Origin of the sequence: Mycobacterium hippophais (assembly GCF_027529605.1) — a bacterium.
GTDB classification, from domain to species: Bacteria; Actinomycetota; Actinomycetes; order Mycobacteriales; family Mycobacteriaceae; genus Mycobacterium; species Mycobacterium arseniciresistens.
On sequence record NZ_JAPZPY010000006.1, the window covers coordinates 235,430 to 260,822 of the forward strand.

Here is a 25,393-nt window from a genome sequence, read left to right on the forward strand (position 1 = left end):
GCCATCGGCGCAAACTGGTGTCTCGATCGCCCTCCGGCGCCGTTTAGTGTTCGGCGTGTGGAGAGCTTCGGGGGAACCTCTGAACCACCGGGGGTGACGCACTGCCAGTCGGACGCGGACCTGCTGGCCGCGCACGTCGCGGGTGACCGGTACGCGTTCGAGGTGCTGTTCCTGCGCCACGAGCGGCAGCTCTACCGGCTGGCGCTGGTCACCAGCCGCAACCCCGAGGACGCCGCCGACGCGCTGCAGGACGCCATGCTCAAGGCGCACCGCAAGGCCCACGCGTTTCGGTTCGACTCGGCGGTGAGCAGCTGGCTCTACCGCATCGTCATCAATGCCTGCCTGGACCGGCTGCGCCGCAACAAGAACCACCCCACCACCGCGCTGCTCGACGACGCTCTGCCCGCCGGCGACTCCACCGCCCGCGTCGACACCGCGATCGTGGTGGAGCGCGCGCTGCTGGCACTCCCGGTGGAGCAGCGGGCCGCGGTGGTCGCCGTCGACATGCAGGGCTACTCGGTGGCCGAGACGGCGCGGATGCTCGGCGTGCCCGAGGGCACCGTCAAGAGCCGGTGCAGCAGGGCCCGCGCCAAACTCGCCGAGGCACTGCACTACTTCGATGCGGGCGCCGAGCCGACGCGCGAACCGCGGACAGGGCGCCGCATCGCGGGCACCCATGGTGGAGACTGGGCGGGCAGGCCAGTGGCGATGCGACGGAAGGGCGGGAGCGGCGATGCCGGACGAGGGGCGCACGGACGCCGCGCCGCCCGACGGCCCGATCACGCCTGAACTCCTGGCCGAGCTGCAGGCCGGCACCCTCGACGCCGAGACGACCGCCCGGCTGTGGCGCCGGTTGCGCACCGATCCCGCGGCGGCTGCCACGCTGGCGGCGCTGGACCGCGTCCGGCGTGACCTCGCGCGTCTGGGCGGTGACGACGCGTCCGCCGGCGGTGTGCCTGCCGCGGTGACGGCGGGTGTCACCGCAGCACTGCGGGCGGCGCCGCCCCACCCCCGGCCCGGGTGTTGACCGCCGCACACTTGCGCCGGTCGTAGTCTGACCCACAGCCGATCGGGGAACACCCGGACCTAGGCTGGTGTTTGTACCCGTGCCGGCGTGATACGGCAGAAAGGCCCACATGACCACCTCATCGAAGGTCCACGACCTGATCATCATCGGTTCTGGCCCGGCGGGTTATACCGCGGCGATCTACGCCGCCCGTGCCCAGCTCGAGCCCCTGGTCTTCGAGGGCACCCAGTTCGGCGGCGCACTCATGACCACCACCGAGGTGGAGAACTTCCCCGGCTTCCGGAACGGCATCACCGGTCCCGAACTGATGGACGAGATGCGCGAGCAGGCCCTGCGATTCGGCGCCGACCTGCGGATGGAGGACGTCGACGAGGTGTCGCTGGAGGGTCCGGTCAAGACGGTCACCGTCGGTGACGAGACCCACCGGGCGCGCGCGGTGATCCTGGCGATGGGCGCCGCGGCCCGTCACCTCGGCGTGCCCGGCGAGGACACGCTGCTCGGGATGGGCGTCAGCACCTGTGCAACCTGTGACGGGTTCTTCTTCCGCGACCAGGACATCGCGGTGATCGGTGGCGGCGACTCCGCGATGGAGGAGGCCACCTTCCTCACCCGGTTCGCTCGCAGCGTCACCGTGATCCACCGGCGCGAGGAGTTCCGCTCCTCCCGCATCATGCTCGACCGGGCCCGCGCCAACGAGAAGATCACGTTCCTGACCAACACCCAGGTGACCGAGGTCGAGGGCGACCCCAAGGTGACCGGCATCCGGCTGCGCGACGCCATCACCGGCGAGGAGTCCAAGCTCGCCGTCACCGGCGTGTTCGTCGCCATCGGGCACGTCCCGCGCTCGGACCTGGTGCGCGGTCAGGTGGAGCTCGACCCCGACGGCTACGTCCAGGTCGAGGGTCGCACCACGAGCACCTCGATCGAGGGCGTGTTCGCCGCGGGCGACCTCGTCGACCGGGTCTACCGGCAGGCGATCACCGCGGCAGGCAGCGGCTGCGCGGCGTCCATCGACGCTGAGCGCTGGCTCGCCGAGGTCGGCGCCGCCCCGACTGATCAAGAGATCTCAGCGCCGATCTGACCCCGTCTGAACCACAGTCCGAACCGAAGGAGAATTACGATGCCCGAGACCTCCGCGACGGTCGCCGTCACCGACGACTCGTTCGCTGACGACGTACTGTCAAGCAGCACACCGGTTCTGGTGGACTTCTGGGCGACCTGGTGCGGCCCGTGCAAGATGGTCGCCCCGGTGCTCGAGGAGATCGCCGGCGAGAAGGCCGGCGCGCTGACCGTGGCGAAGCTCGACGTCGACGCCAACCCGAACACCGCACGCGACTTCCAGGTGGTGTCGATCCCGACCATGATCCTGTTCAAGGACGGCGAAGCGGTGAAGCGCATCGTCGGCGCCAAGGGCAAGGCCGCGCTGCTTCGCGAACTGGCCGACCTGGTCTGACATCCGCCACGCGGCAACCACGACCCGCCTGCGGTTTTCCGGATTCTGGCGAAGGTCTGCGACAATACTGGCTAGCGGTTCATGAAATAGTCGGCGCTGTCATTTTCTGTCAGCCGGATCGAAAGGCCATCCTGGAGGGCCAGTATGTCGATTCTTCGTCGCGGTGACCGCGGGGGTGCGGTCACCGAGGTCCGCGCGGCATTGTCCGCACTGGGCCTGATCGACAGCCCGGACGATGACCTGAGCACCGGCAAGCACGTCGCACTCGACGTGTTCGACGGCGAGCTCGACCACGCGGTCCGCGCTTTTCAGCAGCACCGCGGCCTGCTGGTCGACGGCATCGTCGGCGAAGCCACCTACCGTGCGCTCAAAGAGGCCTCCTACCGTCTCGGCGCCCGCACGCTGGCCCACCAGTTCGGCGCCCCGATGTACGGCGACGACGTCGCCACACTGCAGGCCCGGCTGCAGGACCTGGGTTTCTACACCGGCCTGGTCGACGGTCACTTCGGGCTGCAGACGCACAACGGGTTGATGTCCTATCAGCGCGAGTACGGCCTGTACCCGGATGGCATCTGCGGCCCGGAGACGTTGCGGTCGTTGTACTTCCTCGGATCCAGGGTGACCGGCGGGTCGCCGCACGCGATCCGCGAGGAGGAGCTGGTGCGGCGCTCGGGGCCCCGGCTGTCGGGTAAGCGGGTGATCATCGATCCGGGCCGCGGCGGCGCCGACCACGGGATGATCATGAACGGCCCGGCCGGCCCGATCAGCGAAGCAGACATCCTGTGGGACTTGGCGAGTCGGCTCGAGGGCCGGATGACCGCGATCGGCATGGAGACGTTCCTGTCGCGGCCCAACAATCGGGCGCTGACGGATGCCGAACGCGCCGAGACGGCCAACACCGTCGGTGCGGACCTGATGATCAGCCTGCGCTGCGCCGCCCAGTCGAGTCCGTCGGCGAACGGCGTCGCGTCGTTCCACTTCGGGAACTCACACGGTTCGGTGTCCACCATCGGCCGCAACCTCGCCGACTTCATCCAACGGGAAGTGGTGGCCCGCACCGGATTACGCGACTGCCGTACTCATGGCAGGACGTGGGACCTGCTCCGGCTGACCCGGATGCCTACCGTGCAGGTCGACGTCGGGTACATCACCAACCCGCAGGACCTCTCGCTGCTGGTGTCGACGCAGACCCGTGACTCGGTCGCCGAGGGCATCCTCGCCGCGGTGAAACGGCTGTACCTGCTCGGCAAGAACGACCGTCCCACAGGGACTTTCACGTTCGCCGAACTGCTGGCGCACGAACTGTCGGTGGAGCAGGCGGGCCGGCTCCCGTCCTAGCGGGACCGTGCCGCGCGAGACATGCTGGGGCACATCGGACTCAACGTCCCCGACCTCGTTGTAGCGAAGAAGTACTACGACGAACTGATGCCGCTGGTCGGGTTCGAGCCGTTCCTGGCCGCCGACGATCAGTTCGCCTTCCGTCCGGCCGGCGGCAAGCCCGGTACGTATCTGTTCTTCTATCCGGCCGTCGAGGCCGGTCCCTACTCACGTCACCGCGCCGGACTGCAGCATCTCGCATTCATGGTGAAGACCCGGTCCGCCGTGCACGCCGTTCATCGACTCGTCCAGCGGATCGGCGCCGACGTGGTGCACGAGCCCCAGTCGTTCCCGCAGTACCAGCCGCCCTACTTCGCGACCTTCTGGCTCGACCCGTTCGGCGTGTTGCTCGAAGCGGTGTGTCACCACGACCGGGACTGAATCCCTGGTCGGCTCAACGACTCGCTTCGCGTCTGGCTACGATCGCGAAGTTCAACGGGATCCTCGGCATGGAGTCGGGCAGCGTCCAACCCTGCTGACAGGGAACCAGTTCGGTGAATGCCGGCCAGTCCATGTAGGGCAGCTCGGCGAGGGCCTCGATCCGAAGGCCGGCTCGAAGTAGCGCGGTGACCACCTCGCCGACGTCGTGGCGCCATTCGTGATTCTCGACATGGGCGATGAGGCCGGCCGATTCTTCGGTGTACGAGCCGGAGTCTTCGTAGGTGCGAGGTCCGCCACCACCGAGGTAGTCGTCGCTGATGTCCCACGGCGAGAACGCCATCGCGCCGAGGATGGGGTGGTCGTCGCGGATGAGGAACACTCCGCCTGGTTCGAGGAGGTCGTGAATTGATGCCGCCCAGTCCTCGAGGTCCGGCAGCCATACGATCGTGCCTGCGCTGGTGACGACGATCTCGAATCGGCGGTCGATCAGACGAGCCGCGAACCGGGCGTCTCCTCCCACCCATGTGACGTCGCTCCGATCGGCGACCGCGATGCGGGTGGCATGGCGAAGCGAGTTGGGCGACAGGTCGAGTCCGTGGACGCCGACGGCGCCCAGCCGTGCCCATGAGATGGTGTCCAACCCGATGTGGCACTGCAGATGTAGCAGTGACCTGCCTTGCGCCTGACCGCCGGGCAGGTGCGGGGCGAGCACCGACAGATCGTTGAGCACCACCCGCGAGATTGCGGAGCGATCCGCGAGGAACCCGTCGACGTCGTACATGCGCGACGCGACGTGCACGTCGGCGCGGTCGTCCCAGTTGGCTCGGTTCGCCGCGATCGCGGCCGCGTGGCCGCGGATGTCGCCGACCACGCGACTATCCGATGCGGCCCGCGCCGGCGCCGACGGGCTGCTCCAACTGCGCGTGCTCGAGCAGCCGCTCCAACGCCGCCTCGACGCCGGCCTTCCAGCCGAGGCCCTGTTCCAGTTCGAGGCGCAGCCGCGGGAAGTACCGATGCGGGGCGACGACGGTGAAGCCGACGTCTTCGAGGAAGTCGGCGGCGATGATGCACTGATCCACCGAACAGTCGCCGAGTGTCTCGACAACCGCCCCGAGATCGCCCGGCACCAGCCGCGGGTCGGCGAGCTCGGCCGCCTCGGCGGTCCTGCCGAATGCCTCGAGCGCACGGACGCCCCGTCGAACGAGGTCGCTCACCACCGATGTCAGCAGGCTGCGCGACAACCCGTCGCAGCCGTCGCCGGATTCGACGCCGACGGTCGTCAGCAGGATCGCGTCGGCGCTCACCGGTCCGGTCGGGAAGAGCCGGGCGCGCGGGACGGCACGGGGCGGCGCGTAGAACGCGTACCCAAGGCAGGAGCCGGTGTCATCGGTGGGCGCCGCGTCCTCGAACCCCGGCGCCGCGTGGATGGCGACCTGGCCGCACGAACCCCACTCCAGCATGACCATCGACAGCCACGCTTCCTTCTCGAATTCCGGGTCGCTGAGGTGGTCGTCGGCGCCGAGGGTGGACGGATCCACCTCCCAGAACACGCAGCGGCGCGCATGCTTCGGCAGCTGTTCGAATGCCTCGAGCCGAAGAGGCGTGATTCGGGCCGGCACTAGACTCCCCGGATTCGTCGGTGGGCTGGCATGCGCGTGTGCGCCTCCAGGATAGGGAAGCCCGCCGAGCCGGGCCCGGTTTCCGCCGCTTCCCGCGACGAAATCACATGTTCAGACGAAACAGGTTGTCGCCCATCACGATTGCTTAGTCGATGAACGCAGTCGGACGTGCGCATTGGCATCAGTGTCACAGTGACGTAATTACCGTGTGTGGACGGTCATCGTCGCGACGAGTTCATCAAGTCCACTATCCGCTGCAAGTCTTCGACCGACCCGAACTCCACCACGATCTTGCCCTTGCGTTTGCCCAGGCTCACGGTGACGCGGGTGTCGAACGCCGAGGACAACTTCTCAGCAACGTCCTGCAGGCCCGGCATCTGAATCGGCTTGCGCCGCGGAGCCGAGGGTGCCGAGCCGTCGCCCCGATTGGCCAGGGTGACCGCTTCCTCGGTGGCGCGCACCGACAGCCCCTCGGCCACGATGCGGGCGGCCAGTTCTTCCTGCCGTTCCGGCCCGCCCTCAAGCGAGAGGAGGGCACGGGCGTGGCCGGCGGACAGCACCCCGGCGGCGACGCGGCGCTGGACGGCTATCGGCAGGCGCAGCAGCCGGATCATGTTGGTGATCAGCGGACGGGAGCGGCCGATCCGCGTCGCGAGTTCATCGTGGGTGACGTCGAACTCTTCGAGCAGCTGCTGATAGGCGGCCGCCTCCTCCAGCGGGTTCAACTGGGCGCGGTGGATGTTCTCCAGCAGCGCGTCGCGCAGCATGCTGTCATCGGCCGTCTCGCGGACGATGGCCGGGATGGTGGCCAGGCCGGCCTGTTGGGCCGCCCGCCACCGCCGCTCCCCCATCACCAACTGGTAGCGCGATGACTCGGTACCGGTGCTGACTGCCCGCACGACTATCGGCTGCATCAGACCGAACTCACGGATCGAGTGCACGAGTTCGGCGAGCGCCTCCTCGTCGAACACCTGCCGGGGCTGGCGCGGGTTGGGCTCGATGGTTGCCGGATCGATCTCCCGGTACACCGCGCCGACATCGCTCGGCTCGGCGACCGGAAGCCCGCCGATCACCACGTCGGCCGCGGCGTCACCCATCCGTGGTCCCATGGTGCCCGGGCCGCCCTCGTCGGCCGGACCGGTCGGGATGAGGGATGCCAGACCACGTCCGAGGCCGCTGCGCTTGCGGGTGGGTTGAGTCATCGTCGTCCTCTCGTCACGGATGTGCTGTCGCGGGGGTGCTCATCGCGGCGGGGCCTCGCCCGGTGCACCCCGTTCGGCGAGTTCACGGCTCGCGTCGAGATAGCTCAGCGCGCCGCGTGAGCCCGGGTCGTAATCGAGGATCGTCATGCCGTAGCCGGGCGCCTCGGACACCTTCACGCTGCGTGGGATCACCGTCCGCAGCACCTTGCTGCCGAAGTGCGCGCGGACGTCCGCGGCGACCTGATCGGCGAGCTTGGTGCGGCCGTCGTACATGGTGAGGATGACGGTCGACACGTTGAGTTCGGGATTGAGGTGCGACTTGACCATCTCGATGTTGCGGAGCAACTGGCCGACACCTTCCAGCGCGTAGTACTCGCACTGGATCGGGATCAACACCTCCGGCGCAGCCACGAGCGCGTTGATCGTCAGGAGTCCGAGCGACGGTGGGCAGTCGATGAACACGTAGTCGAAGTCGAACTGCTTGAGCTCGGCCAGCGCGGTCCTCAGCCTGCCTTCGCGCGCCACCATGCTGACCAATTCGATCTCGGCGCCCGCGAGGTCGATGGTCGCCGGGATGCAGAACAGCCGTTCGTTGTGCGGGCTGCGCTGCAGCGCCTCCGCGACGGGGATCTCCCCGATGAGGACTTCATACGACGACGGGGTGCCAGGGCGGTGCTCGATGCCGAGCGCGGTGCTGGCATTGCCCTGCGGGTCGAGGTCGATCACCAGGGTCTTGAGGCCCTGCAGCGAGAGCGCCGCCGCGACGTTCACCGCCGTGGTGGTCTTGCCGACGCCGCCCTTCTGATTGGCGATGGTGAACACCCGTTGGTGCGTCGGCCGCGGAAGGTGGCCCTGCGTGGTGTGCAGTAGGCGCACCGCCCGTTCGGCCTCGGCGCCGATCGGGGTGTCGATGCCGGCATCGTCGGTCCACGCGCCGCCGCTCGCTCCGCGCTGCCATGTTTCACGTGAAACATCGCGGGGAGGCTGCGCTCCGCTGCTCGCCCGCGATCCCGCGGTGGACGCTCGCGGCGGCACCGCCGCACCGGTCGGTGGAAGCGGAGCGGCCGCACCGCGCGGCCCGGTCCGTTCGCTGTCTGGCCCCGGCCTCATCGAGTTCTCCTGCCCGTTCGTTCCGACCGAGCCGATCTCGGCTTCTTCACCTCGCGCCGCGCCACGACCACGGTCGCGGGTGGATCTAGATAGTCCGCGCCACATTTCAACCCCCTCACATCGACGGCGCCAACCGACGCCAGCACACGCCGGTGCTCTTCGATCTCTGACTCGGCGCGCTCGCCCTTGAGGGCGATCATCCGGCCACCGTCCCGAAGGAGCGGGATGCTCCACCGGGCGAGCTTGTTCAACGAGGCGACGGCGCGTGACGTGACGACGTCCATCTCCCCCACCTGTTCGCGCACTGCCTTGTCTTCGGCCCGGCCGCGGACGACGCCCACGGCGAGTCCCAACTCGGCGATCACTTCGGTGAGGAACTCGCTACGGCGGAGCATCGGTTCCACGAGGGTCACCTCGAGGTCCGGCCGGGCCAGAGCCAACGGTATCCCGGGCAGCCCGGCGCCGCTGCCGATATCCACCAGCCGCTCGTGCGGGGTGAGCAACTCGGCCATCGCCGCACTGTTGAGGACGTGGCGTTCCCACAGTCGCTCGACCTCGCGTGGCCCGATCAGCCCGCGCTCGACGCCGGCGCCAGCGAGGATCTCCGCGTAGCGCTGGACGTCAGGCAGGCGGTCCCCGAAAAGGGTCCGCCCCGCCTCCGGTGGCGGCCCGGCGTCAGCATGTTTCACGTGAAACATCCCTCCGCCGAACCGCTCGAGAGAACTACACCGGTGTAACTCAGAGGATCAGTCAGCGAGGACGACAACACGGCGGGACGGCTCCACGCCTTCGCTCTCGCTGTGCACGCCCTGGACCGCGGCCACCGCGTCGTGCACGATCTTGCGTTCGAACGGGGTCATCGGCGCCAGCTCCTCGCGCTCCCCGGTCTCCAGCACCCGGCGGGCCACCTTGTCGCCCAGCGTCGCCAACTCGTCGCGACGATTGCGGCGCCACCCGGCGATGTCCAGCATCAGCCGGCTCCGCTCACCCGTCTTCTGGTGCACGGCCAGCCGGGTCAGTTCCTGCAGTGCGTCGAGCACCTCGCCCTTGCGGCCGACGAGCTTGTTCAGGTCGGTGCCGCCGTCGATGCTCACCACCGCACGGTCGCCCTCGACGTCGAGATCGATGTCGCCGTCGAAGTCGAGGAGGTCCAAGAGTTCCTCCAGATAGTCCCCGGCGATCTCGCCCTCGGCGACCAACCGTTCCTCGAGGTCCTCCCCGGCAGGCCGGGCGGCGTTCTCCTCGGCGTCAGCCTGCTCGAGGCCGGCGTCGATCTCGTCGGTGCGCTCGGTGGTATCAGCGTCCGTCATCTGTGTCTCTCCCTCTCCCCCAGTCCGCGGACTGGTCAACGCTTTCGCTTCTTCGGACGGGCGCCCGGCCGCGGCGTGCGGTTGGCGACCTGTTCTCCGCCGGCCGCCTTCGTGGGGCTGCCGTTGCTCTCTCCATCGACCGATGCGGTGCTCGTCGGCTCCGCGGCCTCCGACTCCGGCTCTCCCGCGGCGACGTCCTTGCCCGGGGCGGCGGCCGACGCCTTGCGCGCCCGATTCGGCTTGGCGCCAGGCGCCGGCGCATTGGCGGCTCGGCGTTCAAGCGCCTCGGTCTTCTTGGCTTCTTCTTCCTTCTCGATCTTGCCGAAGACGTAGTGCTGCTGTCCGTAGGTCCAGATGTTGTTGGCGAGCCAGTACATGATCACCGCGAGCGGCAGGAACGGGCCACCGACGATGACGCCGAGCGGGAAGACGTACAGGGCGAGCTTGTTCATCATCGCCGTCTGCGGGTTGGCCGCCGCCTCGATGCTCTGCCGCGCCACCGATGCCCGGCTGTTGAAGTGGGTGGCGATGCCGGCCAGGAGCGCGATCGGCACACCGACCAGGATCACCGACAGGCGGTTGAATTCGGTGAACGCCAGCAGACCGTGCTGCTGGATCATCGTCGCGCCGAGCGGGGCGCCGAAGAGGTTCGCGTCCAGGAAGTGCCCGACGTCGGTCGCGCTGAACACGTAGTTGCCCAGGCTGCGGTTCTCCTCCACCGACAGCCCGAGCCGGCCGATGCCGGTCTGCGTCCGGTTGAACGACATCAGCACGTGATAGAGGCCGAGGAACACCGGCACCTGCGCGAGCATCGGCAGGCAGCCCAGGATCGGGTTGAACCCGTGCTCGCGCTGCAGCTTCTGCATCTCGAGCGCCATCCGCTGGCGGTCCTTGCCGTACTTCTTCTGCAGCGCCTTGATCTGTGGCTGCAGTTCCTGCATCTGCCGGGTGGTGCGGATCTGCCGCACGAACGGCTTGTAGAGGATCGCGCGCAGGGTGAACACGAGGAACATCACCGTCAGCGTCCACGTGAAGAAGTTGTCCGGACCCAGGAACGGGATGGCGGAGAAGGCCTTGTACCAGACCCACATGATCGCCGACACCGGGTAGTAGATGATGTCGAGGCTGAACCAGTTAAACACTCGCCTTGCTCCAGACTTGGTCGTCGTCGGCCGCTTCGGTGCCGCTCGCATGCTCGGAGTGCGCGCACGCACCGCTGCCACGCTCCGGGATCGGATCCCATCCTCCCCTATGCCAGGGGCCACACTTGGCGAGCCGGACGACGGCCAACCATCCGCCGCGCACCAGTCCGTACTCGGTCAGCGCGTCGACGGCGTACTGACTGCAGGTCGGCATGAACCGGCAGGTCGGCAATCGCAGCGGCGAGACAGTGTGCCGGTAGAGCTGGATGGCCGCGATGACCGCCCGCGCCGCCATCGCACCCGTGCCCCGCAGCCGACTCATCGCGATGTCCCCCGCCGGCGCCGCACGCGAGCGAGACCGTCGCGCAACTGGCGCTCCAGATCGGGCGAGACCGCACGGGCGGAGTTCGGCAGCGCCCGGATCACCAACCGGTCGCGGCTGTCGAGATCCTCGAGCACGGTCCGGGCCACGTGACGCAACCGCCGGGACACCCGGTGGCGCACGACGGCGTTGCCGACGGACTTCGCCACAACGAGACCGATCCTCGGACCGCTGTCATCCACGGTGTCGAGGGCGGCGTGCAGCACCAGATCGGGGTGCGCCGAGCGCACCCCTTGACTGACCGTGGAACTGAACTCCGTCGACCGCGTCATCCGGTACCGGGCCGGAAGCACCGCGCTAGATCCTGCGTCGGATCACGCAGTGAGCGAACGACGGCCCTTTTGACGACGACCCGAGACGATCGCACGCCCGGCACGGGTGCGCATCCGCAACCGGAAGCCGTGGACGCGCGCACGCCGGCGGTTGTTGGGCTGAAAGGTCCGCTTGCCCTTGGCCACGGCAATATCTCCTCGTTACGAGTGGCGGCCACGCGCCACGCACAGCGGACTGTGTCGGTGGACGCGGTCGCCGTTGGTAAGCTCATGCGTCTTGCTAACCGGCGCGGTCTCCGGACCCCGGGTCGCAGCCGTGTCGCCACGTGCGGGCGACTGTTCGAGGGTACTGACGAGATTTCGCTGGGTCAAACCTGGTCGGACCGCTCCTCACGGGGCCGGAAAAGTTCACAACAGTCACAACCTTCACCGTCTTCGAGAAGCTGTCCAGGAGTGCCCAAACAATGTTGCAGAACGGTTGGCACGTCGAGAGAAAACTGTTAGCTTCTGGCAATGCCGTTCCCAGATCGGGGCGGCGGCGACAACGAAGCGAGGATGCCCACCGCACCGAGAGCCCACAGCATGCACCACCACTGTGACGAGCCCCGGCCTGCGGCGTTCACGCCGGTAGACAACAGAGAGCGGCGACGTACTGTCTCTATCCACAGACTGTGGATAACCATGTGGACAGACCGTCTTCGTTCCTTTGGTCGTCCTTGGACCGACCACGAGGGGGTAGGCGTCAATTGACTGCTGACCCCGACCCACCCTTCGTCGCCGTGTGGAACAACGTGCTGGCCGACCTCAACGGCGACGCCGACACCCGCGACCGCAACGGCTCCGGCCCACTGCCCGTCCTGACTCCTCAGCAAAGGGCCTGGCTGAAACTCGTCAAGCCGCTGGTGATCACCGAGGGATTTGCCCTGCTGTCGGTTCCCACGCCGTTCGTGCAGAACGAGATCGAACGCCACCTCCGCGAACCGATCATCTCCGCGCTCAGCCGGCACCTCGGTCAGCGGGTCGAGCTCGGGGTGCGCATCGCCACCCCCTCGACCGACGACGCCGACGACGCCACCGGACCGCCGCCACCGGCCGCGGTCACCGAGCCCGACGAGGTCGACGACGACCGAGAGGCGCTCGCCAGCGCCGAGGAAAGCTGGCCGACGTACTTCCGCGCTCCGGCGTCCGACTCCTCTGCCGCCGACGCCGTCAGCCTCAACCGCCGCTACACCTTCGACACCTTCGTCATCGGTGCGTCGAACCGGTTCGCCCACGCCGCGTCGCTCGCGATCGCCGAGGCGCCGGCCCGGGCGTACAACCCGTTGTTCATCTGGGGCGAGTCCGGTCTCGGCAAGACCCACCTGCTGCACGCCGCCGGCAACTACGCCCAGAGGCTGTTCCCCGGCATGCGCGTCAAGTACGTGTCGACCGAGGAATTCACGAACGACTTCATCAACTCGCTGCGCGACGACCGCAAGGCGTCGTTCAAGCGCAGTTACCGCGACATCGACGTGCTGCTCGTCGACGACATCCAGTTCATCGAGGGCAAGGAAGGCATCCAGGAGGAGTTCTTCCACACCTTCAACACGCTGCACAACGCGAACAAGCAGATCGTGATCTCCTCCGACCGGCCGCCCAAGCAGCTGGCCACACTGGAGGACCGGCTGCGAACCCGCTTCGAGTGGGGCCTGATCACCGACGTCCAGCCGCCGGAACTCGAGACACGCATCGCGATCCTGCGCAAGAAGGCGCAGATGGACCGCCTCGACGTGCCCGCTGACGTGCTGGAACTCATCGCGGCCGGCGTCGAACGCAACATCCGTGAACTCGAGGGCGCCCTGATCCGCGTCACCGCGTTCGCCTCGTTGAACAAGACCCAGATCGACAAGTCGCTGGCCGAGATCGTCCTGCGGGACCTCATCTCCGATGCCGGCACAATGCAGATCAGCACCGCGGCGATCATGGCCGCCACCGCCGAATACTTCGAGACCACCGTGGAAGAACTGCGCGGCCCGGGCAAGACCAGGGCGCTGGCACAGTCACGGCAGATCGCGATGTATCTGTGCCGCGAGCTCACCGAGCTCTCGCTGCCGAAGATCGGTCAGGCCTTCGGCCGCGACCACACCACGGTGATGTACGCCGAGAAGAAGATCCGCGGCGAGATGGCGGAGCGCCGTGAGGTGTTCGATCACGTCAAGGAACTCACCACCCGGATCCGTCAGCGCTCCAAGCGCTGAGACCCTTCACTCCATCTCATCCCGCGCGGTGTCCCGCGCACCATTCGTGTGCGCTCCCCCGCACCGCCATGTCATCCCGACGCACCCGGCTGGGTGCCGTCGGACGTCGAATCGCACTCCTCGCGGCGAAAAACTTCCGTCACATCGGCATCACTCGTCACCGCGGCGACCTGTGCACAACGGTGTGAACAACATGGTGGCCGATCGGGCGAACCGCCGAAGTTGTCACACATCCACCGTGTGCTCCACAGTTCCCGACCGCCCGCAGCCGGCCCGTCCACAGCCCACTCACAATTCGACACGCATGACTGCCAGCGCCGACGCGGCTTCATCCCCAGCGTCCACAGCCCCTATTACTGTTACTCATTTATCTCCATTGGTTTCCTCTCTGAAGACAGCGCCTGGGGAAACTCCGTCACCACCCCGGCCGGACGGCCGCACACCCCCGGTTGTCACCCCGATCGATTAGCTTTCAAGTTGGCGCGGAAAGCTCTACGGTGGTTCTTCGACAGCCGTTACGGTCATCGCATCGCATGCAGGTCACGCGGGTTGAGACGCCGGGAAACCGCTGGTTATCGCTGATTGTGTGGTTCATCGAAGGGACGTTTTGGACGTGACGACATCGACGGCTGGTCTCACGGATCTGAAATTCCGACTGGTGCGTGAGGACTTCGCCGACGCGGTGGCCTGGGTGGCCCGCAATCTGCCCACCCGGCCGACCGTCCCGGTGCTCGCCGGGGTGCTCCTCACCGGCAGCGACGACGGTCTGACGATCTCCGGATTCGACTACGAAGTCTCCGCCGAGGTCCGCGTCGCAGCCGAAATCGCTTCTCCGGGAAGCGTTCTGGTCTCCGGACGGCTGCTGTCCGACATCACCAGGGCGCTGCCCGCAAAGCCGGTGGACGTCAGCGTCGAAGGCACCCGCGTCTCGCTGACCTGCGGCAGCTCCCGATTCTCGCTTCCGACGATGGCCGTCGAGGACTACCCGACGCTGCCCACGTTGCCCGAGGAGACCGGTGTGGTTCCCGCCGCTCTGTTCGCCGAGGCGATCGGCCAGGTCGCGGTTGCCGCCGGCCGGGACGACACGCTGCCGATGCTCACCGGGATCCGGGTCGAAATCTCCGGCGAATCGGTGGTTTTGGCGGCGACCGACCGGTTCCGCCTCGCGGTCCGCGAGCTGACGTGGTCCACCGGGACCGCCGACATCGAGGCCGCGGTGCTGGTGCCGGCCAAGACGCTGGCCGAAGCGGCCAAGGCCGGTTCCGACGGTTCCGACGTCCACCTGTCGCTCGGCGCCGGGGCAACGGTCGGCAAGGAAGGCCTGCTCGGTATCCGCAGCGAGGGTAAGCGCAGCACCACCCGACTGCTCGACGCCGAGTTCCCGAAGTTCCGCCAGCTGCTGCCCAGCGAGCACACCGCGGTGGCCACCATCGGCGTCGCCGAGCTGACCGAGGCGATCAAGCGCGTCGCGCTCGTCGCCGACCGTGGGGCGCAGATCAGGATGGAGTTCTCCGAGGACGCGCTGCGGCTGTCGGCCGGTGCGGACGACGTCGGCCGCGCCGAGGAGGATCTTCCGGTGTCGTTCGCCGGCGATCCGTTGACCATCGCGTTCAACCCGACCTACCTCACCGACGGCCTGGGTTCGTTGCATTCCGAGCGGGTGGCGTTCGGCTTCACGACACCCAGCCGTCCCGCTGTGTTGCGGCCGGCAGGCGAGGATGATGGAACCGTCGGCGCAAGTGGCCCCTACCCGGCCGCCCAGACCGATTACGTGTATCTGTTGATGCCGGTACGGCTTCCCGGCTGACCGGCCCCTACCGCCGGAGAAGAGGGCATACATGCAGCTGGGTCTGATCGGGCTGGGCAAGATGGGCTTCAACATGCGGGAGCGCCTGCGTGAAGGTGGCCACGAGGTCGTCGGATTCGACCCACGCCCGGAGGTGACCGACGTGCCCACCATCGGCGCGCTGGCCGAGGCCCTCGCGGCACCCCGGGTGGTGTGGGTGATGGTGCCGTCGGGACCCATCACCCATGACACGATCGCGACGCTGGCGAACGAGCTCAGCGAGGGCGACCTGGTGATCGACGGCGGCAACTCCCGCTACACCGAAGACGGTCTGCACGCGAAGCTGTTGTCCGAGAAGGGAATCGCGTTCATCGACGCGGGTGTCTCCGGCGGTGTGTGGGGTTTGAAGGAGGGCTACGGCTTGATGGTCGGCGGCAGCGACGCCGACGTCGAGCGGGCCATGCCGATCTTCGACACGTTGCGGCCGCCGGGTGACCGGGCGGACGGATTCGTGCATGCCGGGCCGGTGGGCGCGGGTCACTTCGCGAAGATGGTGCACAACGGGGTGGAGTACGCCCTGATGACCGCGTACGGCGAGGGCTACGAAATGCTCGCCGCCGAGGAACTGATCACGGATCCGCAGGCGGTGTACCAGGCGTGGAGCAACGGCACCGTGGTGCGGTCGTGGTTGCAACAGCTGCTTGCCAAGGCGCTGAAGGAAGATCCGCAGCTGGCCGAGATCTCCGGCTACACAGAGGATTCCGGTGAGGGCCGCTGGACGGTGGAAGAGGCGATCCGGTTGCGGGTCCCGGTGCCGAGTATCGCAGCGTCCCTGTTCGCGAGATTCTCCTCGCGTCAGGAGGATTCGCCGACGATGAAGGCCGTCGCGGCACTGCGCAACCAGTTCGGGGGTCACGCCGTCAAGAGGATCAGCGAGTCCGGTTAGCCCGTGTACGTCCGTCACGTGACACTCACCGATTTCCGGTCCTGGGCGCACATCGACATCGATCTGACGCCGGGCCGGACGGTGTTCGTCGGTCCCAACGGCTTCGGCAAGACCAATCTCGTTGAGGCGTTGTGGTACTCGGCAACCCTCGGGTCGCACCGCGTGGGTGCGGACGCACCGCTGATCCGGACCGGCGCCGAACGCGCGGTGGTGTCGTCGATCGTCGTCAACGACGGCCGCGAACTCGCCGTCGACCTCGAGATCACCAGCGGTCGTGCGAACAAGGCGCGGCTGAACCGCTCCCCCGTGCGCAGCGCGCGCGAGATCCTGGGGGTGCTGCGCGCGGTGCTGTTCGCGCCCGAGGACCTGGCGCTGGTGCGTGGCGACCCGAGTGACCGGCGCCGCTACCTCGACGATCTGGCCACCACGCGCAGGCCGGCGATCGCGGGCGTGCGTGCGGATTACGACAAAGTGGTGCGGCAGCGGACGGCGCTGCTGAAGACCGCCGCGGGTGGCCGGCACCGCGGCGACCGCAGTGTGCTCGACACCCTCGACGTGTGGGACGGCCACCTGGCTGCCCACGGGGCCCGGCTGATGGCGGCGCGCGCGGTGCTGATCTCCGAACTCGCCCCCGAGGTGGAGAAGGCCTATCAACTCCTGGCGCCCGCGTCGCGGCCGGCCGCCATCCGGTACCGCCCCAGCATCGACCTGGACGACGACGCGCCGGCACCCGACAGCGTGCAGCACTACGAGGCGGCGCTGCTGGCGGCGATGAGTAGCCGGCGCGACGCCGAACTGGAGCGCGGCGTCTGCCTGGTCGGTCCGCATCGCGACGACCTCGAGCTGCGGCTCGGCGATCAACCCGCGAAAGGTTTTGCCAGCCATGGTGAGTCGTGGTCGATGGCGCTCTCTCTGAGATTGGCGGCCTACGAGCTGCTGCGCGCCGACGGCGGCGACCCGGTGCTGCTGCTCGACGACGTGTTCGCTGAACTGGACACCGCGCGGCGGCGGGCGCTGGCCACCGTCGCCGAGTCCGCCGAGCAGGTGCTGGTCACCGCAGCCGTCGGTGAGGACATCCCTGAGGACTGGGACGTCCGGCGGATCGAGATCCGCATGACGGACGGCGACGACGGGCGGATATCGACGGTGCAGACATGACGGACGACGAGATCCCCCAGAAGAACGACGACTCCGGCGATCCCGCGCCGGGTCCGCCGGCCCATCTGGCCGGCCTGTCCGGCATGGACCTCGTGCGCCGCACGCTGGAGGAGGCTCGCGGCGCCGCCCGCAGCCAGGGCAAGGACGTCGGCCGCGGCCGCACCTCCCCCGCCCGGCGCTCGGCGGGCACCGGCCGGCGGCGCAGCTGGTCGGGACCCGGCCCGGACTCCCGTGACCCGCAGACACTCGGTGCAGCGACGAGTGACCTGGCCCGCAGCCGCGGCTGGTCGGGCCGGGTGGCCGAGGGTTCGGTGCTGGGCCGGTGGACCACGGTGGTCGGCGAACAGATCGCCGAGCACGCGGTGCCCACCGGACTGCGCGACGGGGTGCTGACGGTGTCGGCGGAATCGACCGCCTGGGCGACCCAGCTCCGGATGGTGCAGTCCCAGCTGCTGGCCAAGATCGCCGCGGCCGTCGGCGACGGCGTGGTGACGTCGCTGAAGATCGTCGGCCCGGTGGCGCCCTCCTGGCGCAAGGGTCGCTACCACATCTCCGGCCGCGGGCCGCGCGACACGTACGGATGAGTCGCGACCGATCCGCTGTGCGCCGTCTGGCGCGCGGATCGGAGGTCCTCAAGCGTCCTGACGCACCGAAGTTCGAGAAATTCGGTGCACGGCCCAGTGAGATAGGTGGAAACGCCGCCACAGTGTCGGTCCAGTCGGCATGTTTCGGTAGACTGGTGAGCGATCACGAGGGGCAGTCGACCTCTCATGCGAACCCCGAGGAGACGCGTCCGACGTGCCTGCCCAAAAGAAGAGTGCGCCGACCGAGTACGGCGCCGAGTCGATCAAGGTCCTCGAAGGGCTGGAGGCGGTTCGTAAACGGCCGGGCATGTACATCGGTTCCACGGGCGAGCGCGGTCTGCACCACCTGGTCTGGGAGGTGGTGGACAACGCCGTCGACGAGGCGATGGCCGGTTACGCCACCAAGGTCGACGTCAGGATCCTCGAGGACGGCGGCGTCCAGGTCACCGACGACGGCCGCGGCATCCCCGTCGCGATGCACTCCACCGGCATCCCCACCATCGACGTGGTGATGACCGTCCTGCACGCGGGCGGCAAGTTCGAGGAGGGCGCCTACCAGGTGTCCGGCGGCCTGCACGGCGTCGGTGTGTCGGTGGTGAACGCGCTTTCCAGCAGGCTCGAGGCCGACGTCCGCACCGATGGCTACGAGTGGTTCCAGACCTACGAGCGGTCGGTTCCGGGAACCCTGAAGCAGGGTGAGAAGACGAAGGAGACCGGGTCGACCATCCGGTTCTGGGCTGATCCCGACATCTTCGAGACCACCGACTACGACTTCGAGACGATCGCGCGGCGGCTGCAGGAGATGGCCTTCCTCAACAAGGGGCTGACCATCGACCTCGTCGACGAACGGGTGAAGGCCGAAGAGGTCGTCGACGAGGTGGTCAGCGACACCGCCGAGGCCCCGAAGACCGCGGAGGAGAAGGAGGCCGAGAAGACCGCGCCCCACAAGGTCAAGCACCGCACCTTCCACTACCCCAACGGTCTCGTCGACTACATCAAGCACATCAACCGCACGAAGACCGCGATCCACCAGAGCATCGTCGACTTCGGCGGCAAGGGCACCGGCCACGAGGTCGAGATCGCGATGCAGTGGAACGCCGGCTACTCCGAATCGGTGCACACCTTCGCCAACACCATCAACACCCACGAGGGCGGCACGCACGAGGAGGGCTTCCGCGCGGCGCTCACCTCGGTGGTGAACAAGTACGCCAAGGACAAGAAGCTGCTCAAGGAGAAGGACCCCAACCTGACCGGCGACGACATCCGCGAGGGCCTGGCCGCGGTCATCTCGGTGAAGGTCGGCCAGCCGCAGTTCGAGGGTCAGACCAAGACCAAGCTGGGCAACACCGAGGTCAAGTCATTCGTGCAGCGGGTCTGCAACGAACAGCTCACCCACTGGTTCGAGGCCAACCCGGCCGAGGCGAAAACGATTCTGAACAAGGCGGTCTCGTCGGCCCAGGCCCGGATGGCCGCGCGCAAGGCCCGAGAGCTGGTGCGGCGCAAGAGCGCCACCGACATCGGTGGACTGCCCGGCAAGCTCGCAGACTGCCGTTCCACCGATCCCAGCCGCTCCGAACTGTATGTGGTGGAGGGTGATTCGGCTGGCGGCTCGGCGAAGAGCGGTCGCGACTCGATGTTCCAGGCGATCCTGCCGCTGCGCGGCAAGATCATCAACGTCGAGAAGGCACGCATCGACCGGGTGCTGAAGAACACCGAGGTCCAGGCGATCATCACCGCGCTGGGCACCGGCATCCACGACGAGTTCGACCTGTCGAAGCTGCGCTACCACAAGATCGTGCTGATGGCCGATGCCGACGTCGACGGCCAGCACATCTCGACGCTGCTGCTCACGCTGCTGTTCCGGTTCATGAAGCCGCTCATCGAGCACGGCCACGTCTTCCTGGCCCAGCCGCCGCTGTACAAGCTGAAGTGGCAGCGTTCGGAACCCGAGTTCGCCTACTCGGACCGGGAGCGCGACGGTCTGCTCGAGGCGGGCCGCGCAGCGGGCAAGCGGATCAACACCGAAGACGGCATCCAGCGGTACAAGGGCCTCGGTGAGATGGACGCCAAGGAACTGTGGGAGACCACCATGGACCCGTCGGTGCGGGTGCTGCGGCAGATCACGCTGGACGACGCCGCGGCCGCCGACGAACTGTTCTCGATCCTGATGGGCGAGGACGTCGAGGCCCGCCGCAGCTTCATCACCCGCAACGCCAAAGACGTTCGTTTCCTTGACGTTTAACCGCTTCGCGACCACGAACAGCGACCAGAGGATCTGATGACTGACACCACGTTGCCACCGGGCGACGAAGCCGGCGACCGCATCGAACCGGTCGACATCCAGCAGGAGATGCAGCGCAGCTACATCGACTACGCCATGAGCGTGATCGTCGGGCGTGCGCTGCCGGAGGTGCGCGACGGCCTCAAGCCGGTGCACCGCCGCGTGCTCTACGCGATGTTCGACTCCGGCTTCCGCCCCGACCGCGGACACGCGAAATCCGCACGGTCGGTTGCCGAGACGATGGGCAACTACCACCCGCACGGCGACTCGTCGATCTACGACACCCTGGTGCGGATGGCCCAGCCGTGGTCGCTGCGCTACCCGCTGGTCGACGGGCAGGGCAACTTCGGCTCTCCGGGCAACGACCCGCCGGCCGCCATGCGTTACACCGAGGCCCGGCTCACCCCGCTGGCCATGGAGATGCTGCGCGAGATCGACGAGGAGACAGTCGATTTCGTCCCGAACTACGACGGGCGCGTGCAGGAGCCGACGGTTCTGCCCAGCCGGTTCCCGAACCTGCTGGCCAACGGCTCCGGCGGCATCGCCGTCGGCATGGCCACCAACATGCCGCCGCACAACCTCCGCGAGCTCGCCGAGGCCGTGTACTGGTGCCTGGAGAACTTCGAGGCCGACGAGGAAGCCACCCTGGCCGCCGTCTGCGAGCGGGTGAAGGGCCCCGACTTCCCGACCCACGGCCTGATCGTCGGGTCGCAGGGCATCGACGACACCTACAAGACCGGACGCGGGTCGATCCGGATGCGCGGCGTCGTCGAGATCGAGGAGGACAGCCGCGGGCGCACCGGGATCGTCATCACCGAGCTGCCCTACCAGGTCAACCACGACAACTTCATCACCGGGATCGCCGAGCAGGTGCGCGACGGCAAGCTCGCCGGCATCTCCAACATCGAGGACCAGAGCTCCGACCGCGTCGGCCTGCGGATCGTCGTCGAGGTCAAGCGCGACGCCGTGGCCAAGGTGGTGCTGAACAACCTCTACAAGCACACCCAGCTGCAGACCAGCTTCGGCGCCAACATGCTGTCGATCGTCGACGGCGTTCCGCGCACGCTGCGACTCGACCAGCTGATCCGGCACTACGTCAACCATCAGCTCGAGGTCATCGTCCGGCGCACCACCTACCGGTTGCGCAAGGCCAACGAGCGGGCCCACATCCTGCGCGGCCTGGTCAAGGCGCTCGACGCGCTCGACGAGGTCATCGCGCTGATCCGGGCGTCGGAGAGTGCCGACGTGGCCCGCACGGGCCTGATGGAGCTGCTCGACGTCGACGAGATCCAGGCCCAGGCCATCCTCGACATGCAGTTGCGCCGGCTGGCCGCCCTGGAACGCCAGCGCATCGTCGACGACCTCGCCAAGATCGAGACCGAGATCGCCGACCTCGAGGACATCCTGGCCAAGCCGGAACGCCAGCGCGCGATCGTGCGCGACGAGCTCAAGGAGCTCGCCGACAAGTACGGCGACGACCGCCGCACCCGCATCGTGCCGGCCGACGGCGAGGTCAGCGACGAGGACCTGATCGCCCGCGAGGACGTCGTCGTCACCATCACCGAGACCGGCTACGCCAAGCGCACCAAGACCGACCTGTACCGCAGCCAGAAGCGCGGCGGCAAGGGTGTCCAGGGCGCCGGGCTGAAGACCGACGACATCGTGAACCACTTCTTCGTCTGCTCCACCCACGACTGGATCCTGTTCTTCACCACGCAGGGCCGGGTCTACCGGGCGAAGGCCTACGAGCTGCCGGAGGCGTCACGCACCGCGCGTGGTCAGCACGTCGCCAACCTGCTGGCCTTTCAGCCGAACGAGCGCATCGCCCAGGTCATCCAAATCAAGGGTTACGAGGATGCGCCGTATCTGGTGCTGGCCACCCGCAACGGCCTGGTGAAGAAGTCGAAGCTCACCGACTTCGACTCCAACCGCTCCGGCGGCATCGTGGCGGTGAACCTGCGTGACGGCGACGAACTGGTCGGCGCGGTGCTGTGCTCGGCCGAGGAGGATCTGCTCCTGGTGTCGGCCAAGGGCCAGTCGATCCGCTTCTCGGCAACCGACGAGGCGCTGCGGCCGATGGGCCGTGCCACCTCCGGTGTGCAGGGCATGCGGTTCAACGAAGAGGACAAGCTGCTCTCCCTCAACGTGGTCCGGCCGGACACGTATCTGCTGGTCGCGACGGCCGGCGGGTACGCCAAGCGCACCGCGATCGACGAGTACACCGCGCAGGGCCGCGGCGGAAAGGGCATCCTGACGATCCAGTTCGACCGCAGGCGTGGCAACCTGGTGGGAGCGTTGATCGTCGATGACGACACCGAGTTGTACGCCATCACCTCCAACGGCGGCGTCATCCGGACCGCGGCCCGTCAGGTCCGCAAGGCCGGACGGCAGACCAAGGGCGTTCGCTTGATGAACCTGGGTGATGGCGACACACTGATTGCCATCGCGCGCAACGCCGAAGAGGGCGACGGCACCGACGAGGTCAACACCGACCTCGGCTGACGCCGGCGCCGGACCACTTAAGGAGCCGTAGGTGAGTTCACCGAACGAGCCGGGATACCCGCGCGCGGGCGACGGCCCGAGTGTTTCCAACGGTTCCGCGGCGGGCCGCGACGGCGGCGCCCTTGGCGCCGCGGCCGGGCGTACCGGGTCACCGGCCGGGCACGCCGCCGAGCACGGCGAGGTGCCGCCCTGGCAGCGCAGCCGTGCCCGGCCGCCACGCCCGCAGGGTGAGGCGCCGGTCCGCACCGACGGGCCGCGCGGTCCCGAAGGACCGGTCCGCACCGACGGGCCACGCGGGACCGACGCGCCGACCCGCACGGAGTCGGTGACCCCGCCGCCCGCGCGGGCGCCCGAGCGTGCCGACGCCGGTCGCTCCGAGTCGCGTTCGGAGGCCTACGCCAGCGAGCTGCCCGACCTGTCGGGCCCGGTGCCGCGGCCCCCGCAGCGGCGCACCGGCACAGACCGGCCCGCCGAACCGGCGCCGCGGACGTCGGCCCCGACGAGCCGCGTCCACGTGGGCAGCAGTAAGCCGAAGGGCCCGGTGCGGGCCACCATGCAGATCCGCCGGGTGGACCCGTGGAGCGCGCTGAAGGTGTCATTGGTGCTGTCGGTGGCGCTGTTCTTCGTGTGGATGATCGCCGTGGCGTTCCTGTACCTGGTGCTCGGCGGCATGGGCGTGTGGAGCAAGCTCAACAGCAATGTGGGCGACCTGCTGACCAGCGCAAGTGGCAGCACCGGCGACGAATTGGTGTCCAGCAGCACCATCTTCGGTGGCGCGGCGTTGATCGGCCTGGTCAACATCGTGATCCTGTCGGCGATGGCGACGGCGGGCGCGTTCATCTACAACCTGACCACCGACCTCGTCGGTGGCGTCGAGGTCACGCTCGCCGACCGGGATTGAATTTGGGGCCGACGGCTGGATTACGGTAATCTTCCCGCTCGGCCGTATGCGATTACGGGCCTATAGCTCAGGTGGTTAGAGCGCTTCGCTGATAACGAAGAGGTCGGAGGTTCGAGTCCTCCTAGGCCCACGGGGCCGGCGCAGCCGGCGGGCGCCCACGGAAGGGGCACCGATGAAGCTGGTGGTGGTCATCGCGATGGCGACAGCCGCGGCCGTCGCCACCGTGGTGTGGCGTTCGCGTCACGGACCCGAGGTGTGGCACTCGGTCGACCACCCGGCCTGAACCCGCGAGGGGCCTTAGCTCAGTTGGTAGAGCGCTGCCTTTGCAAGGCAGATGTCAGGAGTTCGAATCTCCTAGGCTCCACTCTCCTGGTGTGACCGTGATCAAGAAGAGGTGCGGCGCATGGCTGTCTCGGCGCTGTCCGATGCCGCTCTGATCGCGAAAGCCGACGACATTGCCGGTCGCGCCCACCTCGGGCAGGTCGACAAGATCGGCCGGCCCTACATCGCCCACCCTCGGCGGGTCGCCGGATGTGTCGGCACTCCGGAGGCGAAGGCGGCGGCGCTGCTGCACGACGTCATCGAGGACTCCCCCGTCACCGCGGACGACCTCCTCGCCGAGGGCATCCCCCAGTCGGTCGTCGACTGCGTGGTCCTGCTGACGCGTCGTGACGACGTTCCGGAAGCCGACTACTACCGGGCGATCGACGCTCACCCGCTGGCCCGCGTCGTGAAACTGGCCGACCTGGCCGACAACTCCGACCCCGCCCGCCTGGCGCAGCTCCCCGAACCCACGCGGAGCGATCTGCGCGCCAAGTACGGCCGTGCCTACATCGCGCTCGGTGAGCCCGAGCTGGCTGCCGCGCTAAATGAGAAGTCGCCGGCTTGAGCCGCCCGGGCGCTGAGCGTCCAGACCTGCCCGACGGGTGGGCGGGCACGACAGGCGGTATAAGGGAACGCCTCGCGATCGCGGGAACGCTCACGATCGCGGCGGTGTCCTGCGCGACCGCAGTCGCGGCCGCGCTCGGCGGGAACGCCGTGGCGACCCGATACTGCCTGCTCTTCGCACTCCCGATGGCTCTCGTGGCGGCGCTCGGAGCGGCCATCGGATTCCGCAGTGTCGAGCTCCCCGCGGCGCTGCGGACAGTGGATGAGCGGGGTGGCGTCCCGGCGACCGAGATCCGTTGTTCGGAAGTCCAGTTCGCGCTGCTGGTCTCGTTGACGGCGTGCTGCGCGGCCTTCTGTCTCATGGCAGCCGTCGAGGTGTTCGTCCGCCAGCGCCATGGCGGACCTGCCGCCGCGACCGCTCTGCTGGCGGCGGGCGGGCTCTCCTTCGGTTCGTTCGGAGCGGCGGTGGCCTTGGGCCGCATCCGGCGTGGTGGAGTGACGCTGTCCGGTCGCGGTATCGCCCATCGCGGATGGAGCTTCGAGTCACGATTGGAGTGGCCGGCCGTCGCGGGCATCACGCCAGCTTTCAACGGCCACCCGACGATCCTCGTCATCGGGTACACCAACGCCGACTGGGATCGCCGGTACACGACACGACTCTGGCGAATCGATCGCCTCCCGCCGGTACCGATGATCGAGGTGGACTGCCGCCGGTTCGACCTCGATCCCCGAGTCCTCTACGGCTACCTGCGGGCCTACGTCGAGTCTGCGGACGTGCGCAGCGAGCTCGGGACCGAAGCGGCCCTCACGAGAGCCCGGAACGTGCTCTGAGCCG

The 25,393-nt window shown here is 68.2% G+C and carries 25 protein-coding genes, 2 tRNA genes and 1 pseudogene; 18 read left to right on the forward strand and 10 right to left on the reverse strand.

Annotation, left to right across the window (positions count from 1 at the left end):
* Positions 1–57: 57 nt before the first annotated feature.
* The 6 genes and pseudogenes from sigM to O6P37_RS15535 form a co-directional block, all read left to right on the forward strand.
* Positions 58–630: pseudogene (gene sigM / locus O6P37_RS15510) on the forward strand (RNA polymerase sigma factor SigM); the annotation flags it as partial.
* Between the two features lie 103 nt (positions 631–733).
* On the forward strand, positions 734–1,027 hold the full coding sequence (locus tag O6P37_RS15515; RefSeq protein WP_332909797.1) for a hypothetical protein: 294 nt from the start codon (positions 734–736) through the stop codon (positions 1,025–1,027).
* A gap of 109 nt (positions 1,028–1,136) precedes the next feature.
* Entirely contained in the window at positions 1,137–2,108 is a 972-nt protein-coding gene (gene trxB, locus O6P37_RS15520) for a thioredoxin-disulfide reductase (protein ID WP_269894925.1), read from the forward strand.
* A 33-nt stretch (positions 2,109–2,141) separates the two neighbouring features.
* Complete coding sequence (gene trxA, locus O6P37_RS15525) at positions 2,142–2,480, forward strand: thioredoxin (protein ID WP_269894994.1); 339 nt, start codon at positions 2,142–2,144, stop codon at positions 2,478–2,480.
* Positions 2,481–2,624: 144 nt separating this feature from the next.
* Positions 2,625–3,818: an N-acetylmuramoyl-L-alanine amidase gene (locus tag O6P37_RS15530; RefSeq protein ID WP_269894926.1), complete on the forward strand. Its 1,194-nt coding sequence runs from the start codon at positions 2,625–2,627 to the stop codon at positions 3,816–3,818.
* A gap of 21 nt (positions 3,819–3,839) precedes the next feature.
* Positions 3,840–4,238, forward strand: a complete 399-nt coding sequence (locus O6P37_RS15535; protein WP_269894927.1) for a VOC family protein — start codon at positions 3,840–3,842, stop codon at positions 4,236–4,238.
* A gap of 13 nt (positions 4,239–4,251) precedes the next feature.
* Here the strand turns inward: O6P37_RS15535 and O6P37_RS15540 are convergent, their stop codons facing one another.
* The 10 genes from O6P37_RS15540 to rpmH all read right to left on the reverse strand — a co-directional run bounded on the left by O6P37_RS15540 (position 4,252) and on the right by rpmH (position 11,461).
* Complete coding sequence (locus tag O6P37_RS15540) at positions 4,252–5,109, reverse strand: class I SAM-dependent methyltransferase (protein ID WP_269894928.1); 858 nt, start codon at positions 5,107–5,109, stop codon at positions 4,252–4,254.
* Positions 5,110–5,113: 4 nt separating this feature from the next.
* Positions 5,114–5,857 (reverse strand): acetyltransferase, encoded by a 744-nt coding sequence (locus O6P37_RS15545; RefSeq protein WP_269894929.1) that lies wholly within the window; start codon positions 5,855–5,857, stop codon positions 5,114–5,116.
* 218 nt (positions 5,858–6,075) lie between these two features.
* On the reverse strand, positions 6,076–7,059 hold the full coding sequence (locus tag O6P37_RS15550) for a ParB/RepB/Spo0J family partition protein (protein ID WP_269894930.1): 984 nt from the start codon (positions 7,057–7,059) through the stop codon (positions 6,076–6,078).
* A 39-nt stretch (positions 7,060–7,098) separates the two neighbouring features.
* The gene (locus O6P37_RS15555; RefSeq protein WP_408633179.1) at positions 7,099–8,169 is read right to left on the reverse strand and encodes a ParA family protein; all 1,071 of its coding nucleotides are present in this window, start codon (positions 8,167–8,169) and stop codon (positions 7,099–7,101) included.
* The gene (rsmG, locus tag O6P37_RS15560) at positions 8,166–8,867 is read right to left on the reverse strand and encodes a 16S rRNA (guanine(527)-N(7))-methyltransferase RsmG (RefSeq protein ID WP_269894932.1); all 702 of its coding nucleotides are present in this window, start codon (positions 8,865–8,867) and stop codon (positions 8,166–8,168) included. Before rsmG ends, O6P37_RS15555 begins: the two co-directional genes overlap by 4 nt.
* A gap of 48 nt (positions 8,868–8,915) precedes the next feature.
* Positions 8,916–9,479 (reverse strand): Jag family protein, encoded by a 564-nt coding sequence (locus O6P37_RS15565; RefSeq protein WP_269894933.1) that lies wholly within the window; start codon positions 9,477–9,479, stop codon positions 8,916–8,918.
* A 35-nt stretch (positions 9,480–9,514) separates the two neighbouring features.
* A complete protein-coding gene (yidC, locus tag O6P37_RS15570; protein WP_408633183.1) occupies positions 9,515–10,570 on the reverse strand; it encodes a membrane protein insertase YidC in 1,056 nt (351 codons plus the stop codon).
* Positions 10,571–10,613: 43 nt separating this feature from the next.
* On the reverse strand, positions 10,614–10,943 hold the full coding sequence (gene yidD / locus O6P37_RS15575) for a membrane protein insertion efficiency factor YidD (protein ID WP_269894935.1): 330 nt from the start codon (positions 10,941–10,943) through the stop codon (positions 10,614–10,616).
* Positions 10,940–11,296: a ribonuclease P protein component gene (rnpA, locus tag O6P37_RS15580; protein ID WP_269894936.1), complete on the reverse strand. Its 357-nt coding sequence runs from the start codon at positions 11,294–11,296 to the stop codon at positions 10,940–10,942. Before rnpA ends, yidD begins: the two co-directional genes overlap by 4 nt.
* Before the next feature lie 21 nt (positions 11,297–11,317).
* On the reverse strand, positions 11,318–11,461 hold the full coding sequence (gene rpmH, locus O6P37_RS15585; protein ID WP_264014458.1) for a 50S ribosomal protein L34: 144 nt from the start codon (positions 11,459–11,461) through the stop codon (positions 11,318–11,320).
* 560 nt (positions 11,462–12,021) lie between these two features.
* Between rpmH and dnaA the strand changes: the two genes are divergently transcribed.
* The 12 genes from dnaA to O6P37_RS15645 all read left to right on the forward strand — a co-directional run bounded on the left by dnaA (position 12,022) and on the right by O6P37_RS15645 (position 25,389).
* A complete protein-coding gene (gene dnaA / locus O6P37_RS15590; protein ID WP_269894937.1) occupies positions 12,022–13,512 on the forward strand; it encodes a chromosomal replication initiator protein DnaA in 1,491 nt (496 codons plus the stop codon).
* A gap of 613 nt (positions 13,513–14,125) precedes the next feature.
* Complete coding sequence (gene dnaN / locus O6P37_RS15595; RefSeq protein WP_408633180.1) at positions 14,126–15,319, forward strand: DNA polymerase III subunit beta; 1,194 nt, start codon at positions 14,126–14,128, stop codon at positions 15,317–15,319.
* Positions 15,320–15,350: 31 nt separating this feature from the next.
* On the forward strand, positions 15,351–16,244 hold the full coding sequence (gene gnd, locus O6P37_RS15600) for a phosphogluconate dehydrogenase (NAD(+)-dependent, decarboxylating) (RefSeq protein ID WP_264014460.1): 894 nt from the start codon (positions 15,351–15,353) through the stop codon (positions 16,242–16,244).
* Between the two features lie 3 nt (positions 16,245–16,247).
* Positions 16,248–17,402, forward strand: coding sequence for a DNA replication/repair protein RecF (gene recF, locus O6P37_RS15605; RefSeq protein WP_269894939.1), 1,155 nt, complete (start codon positions 16,248–16,250; stop codon positions 17,400–17,402).
* Positions 17,399–17,986: a DUF721 family protein gene (locus tag O6P37_RS15610; RefSeq protein ID WP_269894940.1), complete on the forward strand. Its 588-nt coding sequence runs from the start codon at positions 17,399–17,401 to the stop codon at positions 17,984–17,986. The genes recF and O6P37_RS15610 overlap by 4 nt, the downstream gene beginning before the upstream one ends.
* A gap of 214 nt (positions 17,987–18,200) precedes the next feature.
* Complete coding sequence (gene gyrB / locus O6P37_RS15615; protein WP_269894941.1) at positions 18,201–20,228, forward strand: DNA topoisomerase (ATP-hydrolyzing) subunit B; 2,028 nt, start codon at positions 18,201–18,203, stop codon at positions 20,226–20,228.
* 36 nt (positions 20,229–20,264) lie between these two features.
* Complete coding sequence (gyrA, locus tag O6P37_RS15620; protein WP_269894942.1) at positions 20,265–22,769, forward strand: DNA gyrase subunit A; 2,505 nt, start codon at positions 20,265–20,267, stop codon at positions 22,767–22,769.
* A 31-nt stretch (positions 22,770–22,800) separates the two neighbouring features.
* Positions 22,801–23,670: a DUF3566 domain-containing protein gene (locus O6P37_RS15625; RefSeq protein ID WP_269894943.1), complete on the forward strand. Its 870-nt coding sequence runs from the start codon at positions 22,801–22,803 to the stop codon at positions 23,668–23,670.
* A gap of 56 nt (positions 23,671–23,726) precedes the next feature.
* Positions 23,727–23,800, forward strand: a tRNA-Ile gene (locus O6P37_RS15630).
* A gap of 161 nt (positions 23,801–23,961) precedes the next feature.
* Positions 23,962–24,034: transfer RNA gene (locus tag O6P37_RS15635), tRNA-Ala, on the forward strand.
* Between the two features lie 39 nt (positions 24,035–24,073).
* Positions 24,074–24,559, forward strand: coding sequence for a guanosine-3',5'-bis(diphosphate) 3'-pyrophosphohydrolase (locus tag O6P37_RS15640; RefSeq protein ID WP_269894944.1), 486 nt, complete (start codon positions 24,074–24,076; stop codon positions 24,557–24,559).
* A complete protein-coding gene (locus O6P37_RS15645) occupies positions 24,556–25,389 on the forward strand; it encodes a hypothetical protein (protein ID WP_269894945.1) in 834 nt (277 codons plus the stop codon). Before O6P37_RS15640 ends, O6P37_RS15645 begins: the two co-directional genes overlap by 4 nt.
* Positions 25,390–25,393: the final 4 nt, after the last annotated feature.

Bases quoted from the DNA above. Each gene is read 5' to 3' on its own strand.
- O6P37_RS15530 (WP_269894926.1), top strand. From the start codon at position 2,625: ATGTCGATTCTTCGTCGCGGTGACCGCGGGGGTGCGGTCACCGAGGTC.
- O6P37_RS15555 (WP_408633179.1), bottom strand. From the start codon at position 8,169: ATGAGGCCGGGGCCAGACAGCGAACGGACCGGGCCGCGCGGTGCGGCC.
- O6P37_RS15515 (WP_332909797.1), top strand. From the start codon at position 734: ATGCCGGACGAGGGGCGCACGGACGCCGCGCCGCCCGACGGCCCGATC.
- O6P37_RS15610 (WP_269894940.1), top strand. From the start codon at position 17,399: ATGACGGACGACGAGATCCCCCAGAAGAACGACGACTCCGGCGATCCC.
- O6P37_RS15535 (WP_269894927.1), top strand. From the start codon at position 3,840: ATGCTGGGGCACATCGGACTCAACGTCCCCGACCTCGTTGTAGCGAAG.
- O6P37_RS15640 (WP_269894944.1), top strand. From the start codon at position 24,074: ATGGCTGTCTCGGCGCTGTCCGATGCCGCTCTGATCGCGAAAGCCGAC.
- gyrA (WP_269894942.1), top strand. From the start codon at position 20,265: ATGACTGACACCACGTTGCCACCGGGCGACGAAGCCGGCGACCGCATC.
- gnd (WP_264014460.1), top strand. From the start codon at position 15,351: ATGCAGCTGGGTCTGATCGGGCTGGGCAAGATGGGCTTCAACATGCGG.
- O6P37_RS15550 (WP_269894930.1), bottom strand. From the start codon at position 7,059: ATGACTCAACCCACCCGCAAGCGCAGCGGCCTCGGACGTGGTCTGGCA.
- yidD (WP_269894935.1), bottom strand. From the start codon at position 10,943: ATGAGTCGGCTGCGGGGCACGGGTGCGATGGCGGCGCGGGCGGTCATC.
- trxB (WP_269894925.1), top strand. From the start codon at position 1,137: ATGACCACCTCATCGAAGGTCCACGACCTGATCATCATCGGTTCTGGC.
- O6P37_RS15565 (WP_269894933.1), bottom strand. From the start codon at position 9,479: ATGACGGACGCTGATACCACCGAGCGCACCGACGAGATCGACGCCGGC.
- rsmG (WP_269894932.1), bottom strand. From the start codon at position 8,867: ATGTTTCACGTGAAACATGCTGACGCCGGGCCGCCACCGGAGGCGGGG.
- yidC (WP_408633183.1), bottom strand. From the start codon at position 10,570: ATGTGGGTCTGGTACAAGGCCTTCTCCGCCATCCCGTTCCTGGGTCCG.